Below are 15,438 nucleotides of genomic sequence, written 5' to 3' on the forward strand. Positions count from 1 at the left end.
GGCTACACCTGAAGGACAGAGGACACGAGAAGCTGGGTATAGGCATGCTGCGGATCGTCCAGCACCTGATCGGTCAGCCCGCATTCCACCACCCGGCCCGATTTCATCACCATCAGCCGGTCGGCGAGCAGCCGCACCACGGCAAGGTCATGGGTCACGATCACCACAGACAGGCCAAGGTCACGCACCAGCCCGCGCAGCAGGTCCAGAAGCCGCGCCTGCACGCTGACGTCGAGCCCGCCGGTCGGTTCGTCCATGAACACCAGCCGCGGCCCCGTCACCAGGTTGCGCGCGATCTGCAGCCGCTGCTGCATGCCGCCCGAAAAGACCGAGGGGCGGTCGTCGATCCGGTCCGCCGCGATCTCGACCCGGCCCAGCCAGTCGGTGGCGGTCTCGCGGATGGCGGCATAGTTGCGTGCGCCCACCGCCATCAGCCGCTCGCCGACATTGCCGCCGGCCGAGACGCCCATGCGCAGCCCGTCGCGCGGGTTCTGGTGGACATAGGCCCAGTCGCCGCGCAGCAGCCGGCGCCGCTCGGCCTCGGAAAAGGCCAGCACGTCGGCGCCGTCGAACAGGATCCGTCCCTCGTCCGGGCGCTGGTGGCCGGCAAGGCAGGACAGCAGCGTCGATTTCCCTGAACCGCTTTCGCCGACGATGCCCAGCACCTCGCCGGGATAAAGGTCGAAGCCGACGCCCATGCAGCCGATCCGGGCGCCGTAGCGTTTCGTCAGGCCCTGCACCGACAGCAGCGGTGCGGCGGTGATGGCGTTCTGCATCAGGGTCATGGCGTGGCTCCTTGCGGCGACAGGCGGCCGCGATGCCCCTGCGCCTGGCGCGAGGCACAGAAATCGGTGTCGGAACAGACAAACATGCGCGTGCCCCGGTCGTCGGTGATCACCTCGTCCAGATAGCTGCCGGCCGAGCCGCAGAGGTCGCATGCGTGATCGGCCTTCGAGGCGATGAAGGGATGGTCCTCGAAATCCAGACTCACGACGTCGGAATACGGCGGTACGGCATAGATGCGCGCCTCGCGCCCGGCGCCGAAAAGCTGGATCGCCGGGTTGCCGGCCAGCTTCGGATTGTCGAATTTCGGGATCGGCGAGGGGTCCATGACATAGCGCCCCTCGACCCTGACCGGATAGGCATAGGCGGTCGCGATCTCGCCATGCCGGGCGATGTCCTCGTAAAGCTTGACATGCATCAGCCCGTATTCCTCAAGCTCGTGCATCTTGCGGGTCTCGGTCTCGCGCGGCTCCAGAAAGCGCAGGGGCTCGGGGATCGGCACCTGATAGACCAGTATCTGGCCTTCGCTCAGCGGTTGCTCGGGGATGCGGTGGCGGGTCTGGATCACCGTGGCCTCCGCAGTGCGCTCGGTGGTCTCGACCCCCGCCGTGCGCTGGAAGAAGCGGCGGATGGACACGGCATTGGTGGTGTCGTCCGCGCCCTGGTCGATGACCTTTAGCCGGTCGTCCGGGGTCAGGCAGGCCGCCGTCACCTGAACGCCGCCGGTGCCCCAGCCATAGGGCATGGGCATCTCGCGGCTGGCGAAGGGCACCTGATAGCCGGGGATTGCCAGCGCCTTCAGCAGCGCGCGGCGGATCATCCGCTTGGTCTGTTCGTCCAGATAGGCGAAATTATAGGCTTGGTCGGTCATTCCGCCGCCTCCTGCATCTGCACGGCCTCGCGCCGCATGCGCCGGACCAGTTCCAGTTCCGCCTGAAAATCGACGTAATGCGGCAGCTTGATATGTTCGAGGAAACCCGTCGATTGGATGTTGTCGCAATGGCTTAGCACGAACTCCTCATCCTGTGCGGGGGCGCCGATGAAATCCTCGCCCAGCTCTTGCCAGCGCAGGGCGCGGTCGACCAGCGACATGGAAATCGCCTTGCGCTCGGACTGGCCCATGACCAGGCCATAGCCGCGGGTGAATTGCGGCGGCTCGGTCTTCGAGCCCTTGAACTGGTTCACCGTGTCGCATTCGGTCAGCTCGACCTCGCCGATCTCGACGGCGAAGCCCAGCTCGGGCAGTTCCACCTCGACCGCGACGCGGCCGATGCGCAATTCGCCCACGAAGGCATGGGTGCGGCCATAGCCGCGCTGCGTGGAATAGGCCAGCGACAGGGTGAAGCCCTCGTCCGCCCGCGCCAGCGCCTGCAGGCGCAGCGCGCGCGAGGCCGGCAGTTCCAGCGGCTGGCGCGTCAGGTCGGGGGCGGGCGTGTCCTCGGCCGGCTGCTGCTCGATCAGCCCGTCGCGGTCCAGCAGGCCGGTGACATGCGGCACCGGCTCGTCCGAGGCAGGCGCCATGGGGGCGGGCGGCGGCGTGCCTTCGGCGGCCAGCGCGAAGTCCAGCAGGCGGTGGGTATAATCGAAGGTCGGGCCCAGCACCTGCCCGCCCGGCAGATCCTTGAAGGTGGCCGAGACGCGGCGATCGACCGCCATCGCCGCCGTATCGACCGGGCGCGAGACGCCGAAGCGCGGCAATGTGGTGCGATAGGCGCGGATCAGGAACACCGCCTCGATCAGGTCGCCGCGCGCCTGCTTGATCGCCAGCGCGGCAAGGTCGGGATCATAGAGCGAGCCCTCGGCCATCACCCGGTTCACCGCCAGCGCCATCTGCTCGCGGATCTGGGCCACGGTCAGCTCGGGGACCGCGGGATCGCCGCGGCGTTCCTCGGCCAGCCAGGCATGGGCGGCGTCGATGGCGCGCTCGCCCCCTTTGACGGCGACATACATCAGGCGTCCTCCACATGGGTGCTGCGGGGCAGGGCGGCCAGCCGGTCGCCGCAGGTCAGGATGCAATCGAAGCCCAGCGGGAACAGCGCCCGGTTGGCGCGAAAGGCGGCGGTCTCGGGCAGCGAAAGCCGCACCTCGGCCTCGATGCCGGGGCCGGTCAGGCGGGCGCCCTCGGGCTCCAGCCGGTCCAGCTCGACGATCAGCGTGACCGAGCGGTCGGGATAGGGCGGCTCGCCGATGCGGAAACGGCTGACGGGTTGCAGCGCATCCCAGCGGCCAAGCGCGAATTGCGCCTGTTCGGCCGCAACCAGCGGCGCGCCGGTGTGAAAGCCGATCCAGCCGCGCAGCGCCTCGCAATCCGCGGCGCCGGCCAGATGCAGCGGCGTGGTGGCGTCGGTCAGCGTCAGCAGCGCCACCCCCGCCGCGACCGAGATCGGGGCAGGCGGCTGCGCGCCAGCGACGGCGAAGATGCGGCCGGGCCGGGCCATGGCCTCCAGCAGCGCGCGAAAGGCATGGGCGGATTGGGTGGAAGGGTCGGCGAAACCCCCGGTCAGGATGGCGTTCATGCGTCCTCTCCGCGCAGCATGGTGAAGAATTCGACCCGGGTCGCGGCGGCCTTGGCGGCACGGCTGGCGCGCGCTTCGGCGGCCTCGGCCCGAAGGGGGGTCAGCACCTTCGCCTCGATCCGCGGCGCGGCCTCGGTCTGCATCAGCGCATCGGCGATGGCGGCGCGGGCGGCATGGGCCTTGTCGCGGCCCTGCACGCAGGCATGGCCCACCGCACCGCCCGGCAGCCGGACCGAGCAGCGGGTCACGGTCATCTCGCCCAGGTTGAAGGGCGCGCCTGTGCCGCCGATACGGCCCTGCACCATCACGGTGCCGATCTCGGGCGCGCGCAGCAGCTCATGCGCGGGCAGGTCGGGCAGCAGCGCCGCCAGCCGCCCTGGCGGCGCCTTGGCCAGCGCCGAGATCCAGTCGCGGCGCGCAGCGGTTTCGGAAGGGGAAGAGTGGGACATTCCGGGCCTCGACAAGCTTGCGGGTTTGTCTAGATTCCTATACAACTAGACAAGTGATAGCCTGCCCGCCGATTCGGCTCAAGGGCAGTCTTGTGAATTTTCGGTGACAGGGGGGTGCATGGCGCGCAGCGCGATCTGGAAATCCATCGCCGACACGCTGGCGGCCGAGATCGCCGGCGGGCATTACCACCCCGGCGACAAGCTGCCCTCCGAGGCGGTGCTGGCGGCGCGTTTCGGGGTGAACCGCCATACCGTGCGCCACGCGCTGGCCGCGCTGGCCGAGGCGGGGACGCTGCGCTCGCGCCGCGGTGCGGGGGTCTTTGTCGCGGCGCGGCCGACCGATTATCCGCTGGGCCGCCGGGTGCGGTTTCATCGCAACATCGTCGCCTCGGGCCGCACGCCCTCGCGCCGGCTGACGCTGACCGAGACGCGCGCCGCCAATGCCGAGGAGGCCGAGGCGCTGCGCCTTGCCGCCGGCAGCCCGGTGCATGTGGTCGAGGGCGTGTCGCTGGTCGATGGCCAGCCTGTGGCGGTGTTCCGCTCGGTCTTCGATGCCGGGCGCTTTCCCGACCTGTTGCGGCATGTGGTCGAGATCCCCTCGGTCACCGCGGCGCTGGCGGAATGCGGGCTGAAGGACTATACCCGCGCCTCGACCCGGCTGACGGCCGAGCTGGCGCCGGCGGTGATGGCGCTGACGCTGGAACTGCCCGAGGGGGCGCCGGTGCTGCGCTCGGTCTCGGTGAACGTGGACGGTGCGGGCGTGCCGGTCGAATACGGCACCACCTGGTTCGCCGGCGACCGCGTCACGCTGACCCTGCGCCCCGAGGACGTTTAGGCCCGGACATCGGGAACCGCGCCGTGTCCGCGGTGCGAAGGCGGAGGCGGTGAGGCGGTGCACGGCCCGGGGGCGAGAGCAGGGCCACGGACAAAAGAGCCGCGCCGCCGGACCTGCGGCTCCAGCTCCAGCTGGTCCGGCCGCGGCAAGGCGCCGAATGCCACCGGCATGACGCGAGGCGGCCGCGCGTCGCACCGCCGGCCGTCCGTGTCGCAAATTGCGAAGTGCGTCGGGCTCGATTCGTGCTGAATCACAGAAAGAAGGGCGGTGGGCCGGGTGGATCCGCCACGCTTTCATGAAAAACGACCCCGGGTTCGCACCCGTCGAACCCTTTTACAGGAGCCAAGTCATGTTGCGCGAATCGGATGTTCTGTCGATGCTTCTGCGCCGCAAGCCAGCCCATTCCCTTGCGCAGGAGCTGTATTGCGATCCCGGCGTCTTCCAGGTCGATCTGGAAAACATCTGGTATCGCGAATGGCTTTTCGCCATCCCGTCCTGCGAGATCCCGAAAGCCGGCGACTATGTCGTCCATGAGGTGGGCGTCTATTCGGTGGTGATCGTGCGCGGCACCGATGGCCAGATCCGCGCCTTCCACAATGCCTGCCGTCACCGCGGCTCGGTCCTGTGCAAGAGCAAGAAGGGCCGCAACCCGAAGATCGTCTGCCCCTATCATCAATGGACCTACGACCTGGACGGCCGGCTGATCTGGGCGCGCGACATGGGCCCCGAATTCGATCCGTCGCGGCATGGCCTCAAGCAGGTGCATTGCCGCAACCTGTCGGGGATGGTCTATATCTGCGTCGCCGACGTGGCCCCGGATATCGAGGAACTGGCGGCCGAGACGGCGCGCTACCTGGCGCCGCACGACCTGGAGAACTCCAGGATCGCCTATGAGAGCACCATCATCGAGAAGGGCAACTGGAAGCTGGTCTGGGAAAACAACCGCGAATGCTATCACTGCGCGGGCAACCATCCCTCGCTGTGCCGCACCTTCCCCGAGGACCCGCGCGCCATCGGCAACAACGACGACGGGGTCCTGGCCTCGGATCTCGACAAGCATGTCGCGCGCTGCGAAGCCATCGGCGCGCCCTCGGCCTTCAGGATCGCGGAACTGGGCGAATGGCGCTTCGTGCGCACCCCGCTGCTTGAGGGCGCCGAAAGCTACACCATGGACGGCAAGGTCGCCTCGACCAGGCCGAACTCGGGGATTCCGTTCCGGGATGCGGGCGCGCTGCTGAAATTCCGCTATCCGGGCACCTGGAACCATTTCCTGTCCGATCACAGCATCCTGTTCCGGGTGACGCCGATCAGCCCGACCGAAACCGAGGTCTGCACCAAGTGGCTGGTCCACAAGGATGCGGTCGAGGGCCAGGACTACGACCTGAAGCGGCTGACCGAAGTCTGGATCGCCACCAATGACGAGGATCGCGAGGTCGTCGAGAACAACCAGCGCGGCATCCTGACCCCGGCCTATGAGCCCGGCCCCTATTCGGAAATCCACGAGGGCGGGCTGATCCAGTTCACCGACTGGTATGCCAGCACGCTGGTTCGCGCGATCACCGGCCCCAAGACGATGGCGGCGGAGTAAGGAATGACGGTTCACAGCAACCTGGTCGTTTCCGACAGCAATGACATCTGGCGCGACACCGAGGAGCTGGTTTGCTGCTCGGTGGTGCCCGAGGCGCCCGATGTCGCGACCATCAGCTTCGTTTCCCCCAGCGGCGCGCTGTTCAAGTTCGAGCCGGGCCAGTTCCTGACCCTGGAACTGCCCGTGCCCGGCGAGACGGTCTGGCGGACCTACACCATCTCCTCCTCGCCCTCGCGGCCCTTGTCGATCTCGGTGACGGTCAAGGCGCAGGCGGGCAGCATCGGCACGCGCTGGATGCTGGACCACCTGCGCCCGGGGATGCGGATCAAGGCGACGGGTCCGCTGGGCGTCTTCACCATGCCGAGGAACGAAAAGAAGAAATATCTCTTCATCTCGGCGGGTTCGGGGATCACGCCCTCGCTGGCGATGACCACCTATCTGTTCGACCGGGCGACCGATATCGACGTGACCCTGGTGAACTGCGCCCGGCGGCCCTCCGAAATCATCGCGCGCAAGCAATTCGAGCACATGGCCGCGCGGGTGCCGTCGATCAAGCTCTATTTCATCGTCGAGGAGGACGATCCCTATCAGGTCTGGACCGGCTTCCGCGGCCGGCTGAACCAGATCATGCTGGGCCTGATCGCCGGCGACTACATGGAGCGCGAGGTTTACTGCTGCGGGCCCGAGCCCTTCATGGATGCCGTGCGCGAAATGCTCATCGCGCTTGGCTACGACATGGAGCACTATCACCAGGAAAGCTTCGCCAAGCCCATCGAGACCGTCGAGGATATCGAAGAGCATGACGACGTGGTCCCGGACGACCACGCCGCGGCCAAGATCACCTTCGCGGCCTCCAGCGTGGACGCCCTGTGCACCGAAACCGACACCGTTCTGGCCGTGGCCAAGCGGTCGGGCCTGAACATCCCCTCGGGCTGCACCTTCGGCGTTTGCGGCACCTGCAAGATCCGCAAGCTCTCGGGTCAGGTGCATATGGTGCATAGCGGCGGCATCTCGGACGACGATATCGAGGAAGGCTATATCCTGGCCTGCTGCTCGAAGCCGATCGGCCATGTCGAGGTCGAGGTCTGACGTCGGTTTCGGCGGACCAATCCCGGCGGGACCGGAAGCCGGTCCCGCATCCAGGACCGCGCCCCGGTTTTCGCAGGCTTCGGCCTGCCGGCTGCCGGTTCCTGATCGATGGCAGACTCCGGCATCGCCTTAACGGCAGCGGCGGCAGCCCGGAACGCCCTTCAGCGCATGTCGGTATTCGCGCCGATCTGCTGGACCGCCTGCGGCAGCAGCCGGGTCGGTCGACCCTTGGTGCCGAAAAGGCCGTCGTCCCATTGCCGCATGACCGCAGGGGGAAACATCTGCATCGGCGCCCCGCCCCCGAATGTCATGTGGCTTCATCCCCGTTCAGGACGGCAGGGACGCGACCAAGCGGGATCCGCATGCCGGAAGGGGTGACGAAGCTTTCGATCTCGGCCCGGGACAGCTCCCAATGCGCAACGGCAAGCTCTGCGGCGGCATCGGCATCGCCACGCTCGATGAGTGCGATGAATTGGTCATGCTGGTCGGCGGCGACCCGGCGCTGCTCGGCCAGAGCTTCGGCGCGCGGACTGTAGAAGGTCATCGCGATGCGCGTGTGATCGATCAGCAGCCGCCGCAGGCTGGGCATGAGATATTCATTGTCGGCCATCTCGCCGATGATCGCATGAAACCGCTGGTTCATCAGCGCGCGCCCGGCCACATCGCGATTGCGAATCGCCGCGCGGAACAGAAGCTGCGTATCCTTCAGCCGCATGATCTGGGCAGGCCTGGCATGTTCCGCGGCAAGCCGGCTCACCGCCGCGTAGATCATCGGCGCTGCCACGAAGAAATTCCGCAGCGTCTTGTGAGACATGGGGGCCACCTGCGCCCCGCGATTCTTGTGCAGGACCACATATTCCTCTCCTGCCAGCTGGTTCAGGACCTCCCTCAGGGGCGGGCGAGAAATCTCGTATCTTTCAGAGAGCTGGACCTCATCCAGATAGGCACCGGGCTCCAACTCCTGGGTCAGGATGCGCCGGCGCAGATCCTCCAGGCATTTCACCTTCTTGCTGGTCTGTCCTTCGCTCACTGCGTGCCTCCCACCCTGAGCACGACCCGTATTCAGGGCAAGCCAAGGCCTCTCAAGCACTGTAGCGAGAAGAAAGACATGTTGTCTACAATGGAAATCTGTGCTTTTTCCTCTTGGCGGAGGATCACATGAGACCGCCGGCGCTGGATCGAAGGCCGGAATATAAACGAGGTCTCGCAGCAGGAATTGCGCCGGCAGGGCCGCGGGCCCTTTCTTGGAGATGCGCATAGAAGATGTCAAAACCGCAACATTTTGTCTTCGCGCTTGTCGAGGACTATACGCATCTTGCCTTTGCATGCGCCGTCGATCCCCTCCGGATCGCCAATCTGATCAGCGGCAAGGAACTGTATCGCTGGTCCTATGCTTCCCTGGACGGGGAAACCGCCATCAGCTCGGACGGCACCGCAATTGTCGTTCAGCACAAGTTCGAAAGCATTCCCCCGTGCGACCGGGTATTCGTCCTTTCGGGCATCAACATGCGGCACAAGGATTTCCGCAACCTGATCGCCAGCCTTCGCACCCTGGATCGAGGCGGAAGAACGAAAATCGGAGCCCTGTGTTCCGGTGCCTATGTTCTGGCAAAAGCCGGATTCCTGAACGGCAAGCAGGCCGCCATTCATTGGGAATACCACGACAGTTTCATGGAGGAGTTTCCGGAAGTCAACCTGGTGCGGAACGTCTTCGTCGCCGACGAGAAATATATCACCGCGTCCGGCGGAACGGCCACCGCGGACCTGATGTTGAACCTGATAGAACAGGAACATGGCTACGACCTTTCCGTCGCGGTTTCCGACCAGATGGTCTATAATGCGGTTCGCGGCTCATCTTCCGCCCAGAAGGTCTCGTTGCAATCCCGAAGCGGAATGCGAAATTCTCATCTTGTTCGCGCTATCGAGATCATGCGCGAACGTCTGGACGATCCGATCCCTCCATCGGCGATCGCTCGCAAGATCGGAATTTCGACGCGGCAGCTGGAACGGCTGTTCGGAAAATATCTGAATACGGCGCCAAAGAAATATTTCATGGAAATGCGCCTGGAGAAGGCCAGGCATCTCCTTCTCCAGACCGAAATGTCGGTCACCGATATCGCCTTGTCGTGCGGCTTCGACAACCCTGGCAACTTCTCACGCGTCTACCGGACCGCTTTCGGAGTAACGCCCATGATGCAACGAGGGAAGCTGGGGTAGGGGGCCGAGCACTGGACCCTTACACAGCCGCCAGCCGCAAGTTTGCGGCCAGCCCGGAAGATGTCGCTGTTCACATGAAGAACGTCGCTTTTTGCGATGTCGAGGTAGAGTGATCGCTCTACCTTCGCTTCATGAGGAGCACGAAACTGAGAATCGCGAGGAATCTTGATCGGCAATTCGCCGAAATGGGTTTCGCAACCCAGGGGGTGGAGGCATTGCGCGAGGGCGCGGATGTGTCGCTCAGAACGCTTTACAAGTATTTTCCCAGCCGTGAGGAAATGGTCGTGGGGGCTCTGGAATATCGCGATGCCGCTTATTTCGACTGGATTTCCGGGGGGCCGGCGGATGGCATCGATCACGTGCTTTATCCCCTGAAGCGATTGGGCGACTGGCTTGAGGAGGTTGCGAATACCGGCTGTCTGTTCATGAATGCGCTGGCCGCCTATCCGGAAAGCCCTGCGATTCGCGAGACGGTCCTTTCCCATAAATCCCGCTTGGAGAATGCATTCCGCGAGCGACTGCACCATGTCGCACCGGATCGAGATACCGGGGAACTGGCCCAATCGCTGTTCCTGCTGCACGAAGGACTGACCGAGACCGCTCGATTGCGCGGCCCCGCCAGGGCCACCGCGACCGCCATTCGCGCCGCGCGCGCGCTGTTGGCTTCGGAAGGTCTCCTCCCGGCAAAAGACGACCCTGCCCTTGAAGGATGAGGCAAAACAAGAAATGCGCCTGCGTGAGATCCATATCTACAAGCATGATCTGCCGGTCAGGAACGGCCCCTATACGATGGCGAACGCCAAGGTCTGGTCGCTGGACACGACCCTGGTCCGCCTGGTGGCCGAGGACGGAACCGAAGGCTGGGGCGAGACCTGCCCGGTCGGTCCGACCTATGCCGAGGCCCATGCTCAGGGTGCCCGCGCCGCGCTGACGGCGATGGCGCCGGGCCTGATCGGGGCGGACCTCTGGCCGCTTGCGCTGCAGCGCAAGATGAACAGCCTTCTGAACGGGCACAACTACGCGAAGGCCGCAATCGACATCGCGGCCCATGACCTGATCGGCAGGAAGCTCGGCATCAGCGTCGCCGACCTGCTGGGCGGCGCGGTCACGGATCGGGTGCCCAGCTATTACTCGACCATCGTCGGCGACCCGGACGAGACCGCCCGCATCGCCGCCGAGGTGCGCGACGAGGGCTATCCCCGCATCCAGGTCAAGGTCGGCGGGCGCCCGGTCGAAATCGACATCGAGGCCATCCGCAAGGTCTGGGAGGTCATCCGGGGCAGCGGCATGCGCATGGCGGTCGATGCCAATCGCGGCTGGACCACCCGCGACGCGCTGCGCGTCAGCCGCGAATGTCCCGAGATTCCCTTCATCATGGAACAGCCCTGCAACACGATCGAGGATCTGCGCAAGATCCGGCCGCAGGTGGCGCATGGCATCTACATGGACGAAAACAGCCTCGACCTGAACACGGTCATCACCGCGGCAGGCACGGGGCTGGTCGACGGCTTCGGCATGAAGGTCACGCGCATCGGCGGGCTGCATAACATGCGCGCCTTCCGCGATATCTGCGAGGCTCGCAACCTGCCGCATACCTGCGACGACGCCTGGGGAGGCGATGTGATCGCGGCCGCCTGCGCCCAGGTCGCCGCCACCATGCGCCCCGATCTTTGCGAGGGCGCCTGGGTCGCCGCCTCCTATATCGACGGCAATTTCGATCCCCAGAACGGCATTCGCATCGAGGACGGCCATATCAACCGGCCGACCGGGCCGGGTCTGGGCGTTACGCCCGATGCGGCGCTTCTGGGCGCACCTATCGCCAGTTTCTGAAGCACGAGGAACGAGATGAGCTTCTCAGGAAAAACCGCCCTGGTGACCGGGGCGGCTGGCGGGATCGGCGCCGCGATCGTGGCCGGCCTGCGCGCGCAGGGCGCCCGGGTTGCGGTCGCCGACCGTGACGTCTCGGGGATCGAGGCAGAGCTACGGCTGCCCGGCGACCTGCTGGACGAGGATTATGTCGACGGGCTGGCGCAGGCGGCCCATGACGCCCTTGGCCGGCTGGACATCGTCGTGAACAACGCGGGCGTGATTACCCGCGGTCCGGTGACCGAAACCACGGATGCGGACTGGGTCCTGTCCATGGGCGTCAATGTCGAGGCGCCCTTCCGCATCTGCCGCGCCGCGATCCCGCTGATGGCCGGGCAGGGCGGTGGCGTCATCATCAACACCTCGTCCTGCTGGGGCGGCAAGGCGCCGGGACCGAACCATGCGCTTTACTGCATGACCAAGGCGGCCATCGCATCGCTGACGCAATGCATGGGCATGGACCATGCCCATCAGGGCATCCGCATCAACGCCGTCTGCCCCAACGAGGTGAACACGCCGATGCTGCGCAGCGGCTTCGCCAGGCGCGGTTTCGATCCCGACCGGGCGGTTGCCGAACTGGGCAAGACCGTCCCCCTTGGCCGCATCGCCGAGCCCGAGGATATCGCGGATGTGGTGCTGTTCCTGGCCTCGGATGCGGCGCGCTACATCTGCGGCGCCCTGATCGAAATCAACGGCGGGAAACCGGTGGCATGATGCGGTTCAAGGACAAGGTGGCGCTGGTCACCGGCGGACGGTCGGGCATCGGCCAGGCCATCGCCCGCCGGCTGAGGGACGAGGGCGCCCGCGTCTTTACCGCGCAGCGCGGGCAGGACGCGGAATTCGAAAGCCTTCCGGCCGATTTCACCGATCCGGCAAGCCCGGCGCAGGTTCTGGCCGAGCTGATCGCGCGCGCCGCTCGGCTGGACGTCCTGGTCAACAATGCCGGGATGATGCAGGAATCCTCGATCGAGGCGATGAGCCTCGGCGACTGGCAGCGCAATCTGATGGTCAACCTGACCGCGCCGTTCCTGATGATCCAGGCCGCGCTGCCGCATCTGCGCCGGACGCGGGGCAGCATCGTGAATGTCGGCTCGGTCGAGGGGCTGGGATCGAACCCGTCGCATGCCGCCTATTGCGCCTCGAAGGCGGGGCTGCACGGGCTGACGCGGGCGGTGGCAGTGGATCACGGGGCCGAGGGCATCCGCTGCAATGCCGTGGCGCCCGGCTGGATCGACACGGAGCTGAACGTGGATTTCATCGAGAGCAGGCCCGATCCGGCAGCTTTCCGTCGCGACATCGGCCGAATTCATCCGGTGGCGCGCACCGGAAAGCCGGAAGAGGTCGCCGCGCTGGTCGCCTTCCTGGCCGCGGAAGAGGCAGGTTTCTGCACCGGCCAGGTCTACACCGTCGATGGCGGCCGGATGGCGAAACTGAGCCTTCCGTAGTTCTGGTCCTGACCCGATTGCCGGCAATCCCCTTGCGCGCCGGGCCGCCTTGGCGCGTGTCTTGGCACATGCGTGAAGAGGATCAGATCAGGATAATCCGACTTATGTAATCTAATCTTCATCCATCGCGCCACCTGTCGCGGATCGTTTGCACTGGATGCCGCGTCTGCTGCTGCGCCGCTTGCCCGCAGAAACGACCAGCGCGCGGATCTTGAGTGCTGACCCGTTCGCGCCTCGACTCGCCATGATGCAGCCACCCTTGCCGCCGCTTCGCCTGCCGAGCCGGTGCGAACAGTCAAAGCCGCTTGCCGATTAGAAATGCCCGCCTGCGCATGTGTCCATCCATGCGCTGCCGCATCGGGAATCATGCGAGCAGTCCGGCTGTGGAACGGCATGGCAGGAGTGGTTCAGGAGCGCCTCAATGTATACATCGCGGTGCTCCGCATGTTGATATGTATACATCATTATCGCTTTTAAGCAAAAATAATACGACTTTGGTGGCATATATGCCAAGAATATTTGCCGGCTGCAGTTATTGATGTATACAAACATGCAGGGAGAACGCGCAATGAACAGCAGAGAATCGCTCAGGACCGGCACCACGCAGACGGTGCGCGCCGCCATGACGCTGCGCGACATGATCATCGGCGGCCGGCTGGAGCCCGATCAGCGCTATACCGAGACCCAGCTGGCCGAGATGCTGTCGATGTCGCGCACGCCCATCCGCGCCGCGCTGCAGCGCCTGACCGACGAAGGCCTGCTCAGCCCGATCGCCGCGGGCGGCTACATGGTGCGCCAGTTCCTGCCCAGCGAGATCTCGGAGGCGATCGAGCTGCGCGGCATGATCGAGGGCTTCTGCGTGCGGCTGCTGGCCGAGCGCGGCACCGCTGCCGACGCCATCGACCGCATCGCCGGCATCTCGGACCGCATCGCCGCCCTGCTGGCCAAGGAGGACTTCGCCCGCACCGACCTGCCGATCTATGAGCGGCTGAACGCCGAATTTCATCAGGGGCTGGTCAACGCCACTGAAAGCAGCCTGCTGATCCAGGAGGCGGCGCGCGCCAACGGCCGGCCCTTCGCCTCGGCCAGCGCGCTGGTCGGGATGTATGAAAGCGACCGCGCGGCAAGGCAGCATCTGCTGATCGGCCAGGACCACCACCGCATCGTGGTCGAGGCGATCCGCCAGCGCCAGGGCGCGCGCGCCGAGGCCATCATGCGCGAGCATGCCCGCCTGTCGCAGCACAACCTGTCCCGCGCCATGGCGACCAGCGGCACGCTGGACCAGATCCGGGGCGCCGCGCTGATCCGTCAGCCGGACGAGGCGACAGGCTGACCCGCCAAACGAGTCAACGGCAGCAGAGGAACTGCCGCAAGCCAGAAAGGGAGGAAAACCATATGCAAAGACGAAGCCTGCTGCTGGGCGCTGTCCTGGCGGCCTCGACCGCGCTTGCCGGTCTGCCGGCCATGGCCCAGGCCGAGCCGTTCAAGGTCGGGCTGATCCTGCCCATGACCGGGCCCTTCGCCTCGACCGGGCGGCAGATCGAGGCGGCGGCAAAGCTGTATATCGCCGAGCATGGCGACGAGGTCGCGGGCCGCAGGATCGAGCTGATCGTCAAGGACGATGCCTCGGTCGCGGACACCACCAAGCGGCTCGCGCAAGAGCTGATCGTGCGCGACAAGGTCGGCGCGCTGGCCGGGTTCGGCCTGACGCCGCTGGCCATGGCGACCGCGCCGCTGTCCACCCGCGCCAAGGTGCCGACCGTGGTGATGGCGGCGGCGACCTCGTCGATCACCGAAACCTCGCCCTATGTGGTGCGCACCAGCTACACCACGCCGCAAGTCACCTCGAAGATCGCGGAATGGGCCGCCACGGAGGGGATGAAACGCGTCGTCACCGTGGTCTCGGACTATGGCCCGGGCATCGATGCCGAAAAGACCTTCACCGAGGTCTTCACCGCCGCCGGCGGCACGGTCGAGAACCTGCGCGTGCCGCTGCAGAACCCGGATTTCTCGCCCTTCCTGCAGAAGGTCGCCGACAGCAAGCCCGACGCGATCTTCGCCTTCGCGCCTTCGGGCGTGGGCGCGCAGTTCATGAAGCAGTTCGTCGAGCGCGGGCTGGACAAGTCCGGCATCCGGCTGCTGGCCGATGGCGGCATCACCGACGACGACATCCTGGACGGGATGGGCGATCCGGCCCTGGTCGCGATAACCGGCTTTCACTATTCGGCCGCGCATGACAGCCCGGCGAACAGTGCCTTTGTCGAGGCGTTCCAGAAGGCCAATAACGGCATGCGGCCGAATTTCATGGCGGTCGGCGGCTATGACGGCATGCACGCGATCTATGCGGCGCTGGAAAAGACCGGCGGCGAGGGTTCCGGCGACGCCATGATCGAAGCGATGAAGGGCCTGTCCTGGGAAAGCCCGCGCGGCCCGGTCAGCATCGATCCCGAGACCCGCGACATCGTCCAGAACGTCTATCTGCGCCGCGTCGAGCGCCGGGACGGCCAGCTCTGGAACGTCGAGTTCGAGACCTTCGAGGCGGTGAAGGACCCGGCCAAAGCCGCGCCCTGACGCAGACCTCCCCTTTCGCGGACCCGTTTCCGCCGCGCCGGCCCTCGGCGCGGCCCGGGGATCCGCATGCCAAGGAAAC

The 15,438-nt window shown here is 65.9% G+C and carries 17 protein-coding genes; 10 read left to right on the forward strand and 7 right to left on the reverse strand.

Annotated elements, in window-relative coordinates; translation table 11 throughout:
- Nucleotides 1-2: 2 nt before the first annotated feature.
- Genes phnK through phnG form a run of 5 tightly spaced genes read right to left on the reverse strand, consistent with a single transcriptional unit; the run spans nucleotide 3 to nucleotide 3,748 of the window.
- Nucleotides 3-785, reverse strand: a complete 783-nt coding sequence (gene phnK / locus L632_RS0108055) for a phosphonate C-P lyase system protein PhnK (RefSeq protein WP_028712966.1) — start codon at nucleotides 783-785, stop codon at nucleotides 3-5.
- Nucleotides 782-1,654 (reverse strand): alpha-D-ribose 1-methylphosphonate 5-phosphate C-P-lyase PhnJ, encoded by an 873-nt coding sequence (locus L632_RS0108060; RefSeq protein ID WP_028712965.1) that lies wholly within the window; start codon nucleotides 1,652-1,654, stop codon nucleotides 782-784. Before L632_RS0108060 ends, phnK begins: the two co-directional genes overlap by 4 nt.
- Nucleotides 1,651-2,733 carry a carbon-phosphorus lyase complex subunit PhnI gene (locus L632_RS0108065; protein WP_028716606.1) on the reverse strand — a complete coding sequence of 361 codons (1,083 nt, stop codon included), beginning with the start codon at nucleotides 2,731-2,733 and terminating at the stop codon, nucleotides 1,651-1,653. The genes L632_RS0108060 and L632_RS0108065 overlap by 4 nt, the downstream gene beginning before the upstream one ends.
- A complete protein-coding gene (gene phnH / locus L632_RS0108070) occupies nucleotides 2,733-3,299 on the reverse strand; it encodes a phosphonate C-P lyase system protein PhnH (RefSeq protein WP_028712963.1) in 567 nt (188 codons plus the stop codon). Before phnH ends, L632_RS0108065 begins: the two co-directional genes overlap by 1 nt.
- Complete coding sequence (gene phnG / locus L632_RS0108075; RefSeq protein ID WP_028712962.1) at nucleotides 3,296-3,748, reverse strand: phosphonate C-P lyase system protein PhnG; 453 nt, start codon at nucleotides 3,746-3,748, stop codon at nucleotides 3,296-3,298. Before phnG ends, phnH begins: the two co-directional genes overlap by 4 nt.
- Before the next feature lie 118 nt (nucleotides 3,749-3,866).
- Here phnG and phnF point away from each other — a divergent pair, with 118 nt between their 5' ends.
- The 3 genes from phnF to L632_RS0108095 all read left to right on the forward strand — a co-directional run bounded on the left by phnF (nucleotide 3,867) and on the right by L632_RS0108095 (nucleotide 7,260).
- Nucleotides 3,867-4,583: a phosphonate metabolism transcriptional regulator PhnF gene (phnF, locus tag L632_RS0108080; RefSeq protein WP_028712961.1), complete on the forward strand. Its 717-nt coding sequence runs from the start codon at nucleotides 3,867-3,869 to the stop codon at nucleotides 4,581-4,583.
- 349 nt (nucleotides 4,584-4,932) lie between these two features.
- Entirely contained in the window at nucleotides 4,933-6,171 is a 1,239-nt protein-coding gene (locus tag L632_RS0108090) for an aromatic ring-hydroxylating dioxygenase subunit alpha (protein WP_028712960.1), read from the forward strand.
- Between the two features lie 3 nt (nucleotides 6,172-6,174).
- Nucleotides 6,175-7,260, forward strand: coding sequence for a hybrid-cluster NAD(P)-dependent oxidoreductase (locus L632_RS0108095; protein ID WP_028712959.1), 1,086 nt, complete (start codon nucleotides 6,175-6,177; stop codon nucleotides 7,258-7,260).
- Between the two features lie 161 nt (nucleotides 7,261-7,421).
- Here L632_RS0108095 and L632_RS24275 read toward each other — a convergent pair whose 3' ends face one another.
- Both L632_RS24275 and L632_RS0108105 read right to left on the reverse strand, forming a co-directional pair.
- Nucleotides 7,422-7,571, reverse strand: coding sequence for a hypothetical protein (locus L632_RS24275; RefSeq protein ID WP_156929471.1), 150 nt, complete (start codon nucleotides 7,569-7,571; stop codon nucleotides 7,422-7,424).
- Nucleotides 7,568-8,518: a GntR family transcriptional regulator gene (locus L632_RS0108105; RefSeq protein ID WP_084637824.1), complete on the reverse strand. Its 951-nt coding sequence runs from the start codon at nucleotides 8,516-8,518 to the stop codon at nucleotides 7,568-7,570. The genes L632_RS24275 and L632_RS0108105 overlap by 4 nt, the downstream gene beginning before the upstream one ends.
- A gap of 5 nt (nucleotides 8,519-8,523) precedes the next feature.
- Between L632_RS0108105 and L632_RS0108110 the strand changes: the two genes are divergently transcribed.
- The 7 genes from L632_RS0108110 (at nucleotide 8,524) to L632_RS0108140 (ending at nucleotide 15,359) form a co-directional block, all read left to right on the forward strand.
- On the forward strand, nucleotides 8,524-9,477 hold the full coding sequence (locus tag L632_RS0108110) for a GlxA family transcriptional regulator (RefSeq protein WP_028712957.1): 954 nt from the start codon (nucleotides 8,524-8,526) through the stop codon (nucleotides 9,475-9,477).
- Between the two features lie 131 nt (nucleotides 9,478-9,608).
- Nucleotides 9,609-10,190, forward strand: a complete 582-nt coding sequence (locus L632_RS22230; RefSeq protein ID WP_051476396.1) for a TetR/AcrR family transcriptional regulator — start codon at nucleotides 9,609-9,611, stop codon at nucleotides 10,188-10,190.
- A gap of 13 nt (nucleotides 10,191-10,203) precedes the next feature.
- Nucleotides 10,204-11,307, forward strand: coding sequence for a mandelate racemase/muconate lactonizing enzyme family protein (locus tag L632_RS0108120; RefSeq protein ID WP_028712956.1), 1,104 nt, complete (start codon nucleotides 10,204-10,206; stop codon nucleotides 11,305-11,307).
- 15 nt (nucleotides 11,308-11,322) lie between these two features.
- On the forward strand, nucleotides 11,323-12,057 hold the full coding sequence (locus L632_RS0108125; protein WP_028712955.1) for an SDR family NAD(P)-dependent oxidoreductase: 735 nt from the start codon (nucleotides 11,323-11,325) through the stop codon (nucleotides 12,055-12,057).
- Nucleotides 12,054-12,788 (forward strand): SDR family NAD(P)-dependent oxidoreductase, encoded by a 735-nt coding sequence (locus L632_RS0108130; protein WP_028716607.1) that lies wholly within the window; start codon nucleotides 12,054-12,056, stop codon nucleotides 12,786-12,788. The genes L632_RS0108125 and L632_RS0108130 overlap by 4 nt, the downstream gene beginning before the upstream one ends.
- 568 nt (nucleotides 12,789-13,356) lie before the next feature.
- A complete protein-coding gene (locus L632_RS0108135; RefSeq protein ID WP_028716608.1) occupies nucleotides 13,357-14,121 on the forward strand; it encodes a GntR family transcriptional regulator in 765 nt (254 codons plus the stop codon).
- Between the two features lie 62 nt (nucleotides 14,122-14,183).
- Nucleotides 14,184-15,359, forward strand: a complete 1,176-nt coding sequence (locus tag L632_RS0108140) for an ABC transporter substrate-binding protein (RefSeq protein WP_028713823.1) — start codon at nucleotides 14,184-14,186, stop codon at nucleotides 15,357-15,359.
- The last annotated feature ends 79 nt before the right edge of the window (nucleotides 15,360-15,438 follow it).

Origin of the sequence: Paracoccus sp. J39, from assembly GCF_000518925.1 — a bacterium.
Classification (GTDB): domain Bacteria; phylum Pseudomonadota; class Alphaproteobacteria; order Rhodobacterales; family Rhodobacteraceae; genus Paracoccus.

Excerpts from the sequence above, each read along its gene's own strand:
- phnF (WP_028712961.1), top strand. The coding sequence starts at position 3,867 with ATGGCGCGCAGCGCGATCTGGAAATCCATCGCCGACACGCTGGCGGCC.
- L632_RS0108135 (WP_028716608.1), top strand. The coding sequence starts at position 13,357 with ATGAACAGCAGAGAATCGCTCAGGACCGGCACCACGCAGACGGTGCGC.
- L632_RS22230 (WP_051476396.1), top strand. The coding sequence starts at position 9,609 with ATGAGGAGCACGAAACTGAGAATCGCGAGGAATCTTGATCGGCAATTC.
- L632_RS0108090 (WP_028712960.1), top strand. The coding sequence starts at position 4,933 with ATGTTGCGCGAATCGGATGTTCTGTCGATGCTTCTGCGCCGCAAGCCA.
- L632_RS0108125 (WP_028712955.1), top strand. The coding sequence starts at position 11,323 with ATGAGCTTCTCAGGAAAAACCGCCCTGGTGACCGGGGCGGCTGGCGGG.
- phnK (WP_028712966.1), bottom strand. The coding sequence starts at position 785 with ATGACCCTGATGCAGAACGCCATCACCGCCGCACCGCTGCTGTCGGTG.
- L632_RS0108110 (WP_028712957.1), top strand. The coding sequence starts at position 8,524 with ATGTCAAAACCGCAACATTTTGTCTTCGCGCTTGTCGAGGACTATACG.
- L632_RS0108105 (WP_084637824.1), bottom strand. The coding sequence starts at position 8,518 with ATGCGCATCTCCAAGAAAGGGCCCGCGGCCCTGCCGGCGCAATTCCTG.
- L632_RS0108140 (WP_028713823.1), top strand. The coding sequence starts at position 14,184 with ATGCAAAGACGAAGCCTGCTGCTGGGCGCTGTCCTGGCGGCCTCGACC.
- L632_RS0108095 (WP_028712959.1), top strand. The coding sequence starts at position 6,175 with ATGACGGTTCACAGCAACCTGGTCGTTTCCGACAGCAATGACATCTGG.
- phnG (WP_028712962.1), bottom strand. The coding sequence starts at position 3,748 with ATGTCCCACTCTTCCCCTTCCGAAACCGCTGCGCGCCGCGACTGGATC.
- L632_RS0108065 (WP_028716606.1), bottom strand. The coding sequence starts at position 2,733 with ATGTATGTCGCCGTCAAAGGGGGCGAGCGCGCCATCGACGCCGCCCAT.
- L632_RS0108130 (WP_028716607.1), top strand. The coding sequence starts at position 12,054 with ATGATGCGGTTCAAGGACAAGGTGGCGCTGGTCACCGGCGGACGGTCG.
- L632_RS24275 (WP_156929471.1), bottom strand. The coding sequence starts at position 7,571 with ATGACATTCGGGGGCGGGGCGCCGATGCAGATGTTTCCCCCTGCGGTC.
- phnH (WP_028712963.1), bottom strand. The coding sequence starts at position 3,299 with ATGAACGCCATCCTGACCGGGGGTTTCGCCGACCCTTCCACCCAATCC.
- L632_RS0108120 (WP_028712956.1), top strand. The coding sequence starts at position 10,204 with ATGCGCCTGCGTGAGATCCATATCTACAAGCATGATCTGCCGGTCAGG.
- L632_RS0108060 (WP_028712965.1), bottom strand. The coding sequence starts at position 1,654 with ATGACCGACCAAGCCTATAATTTCGCCTATCTGGACGAACAGACCAAG.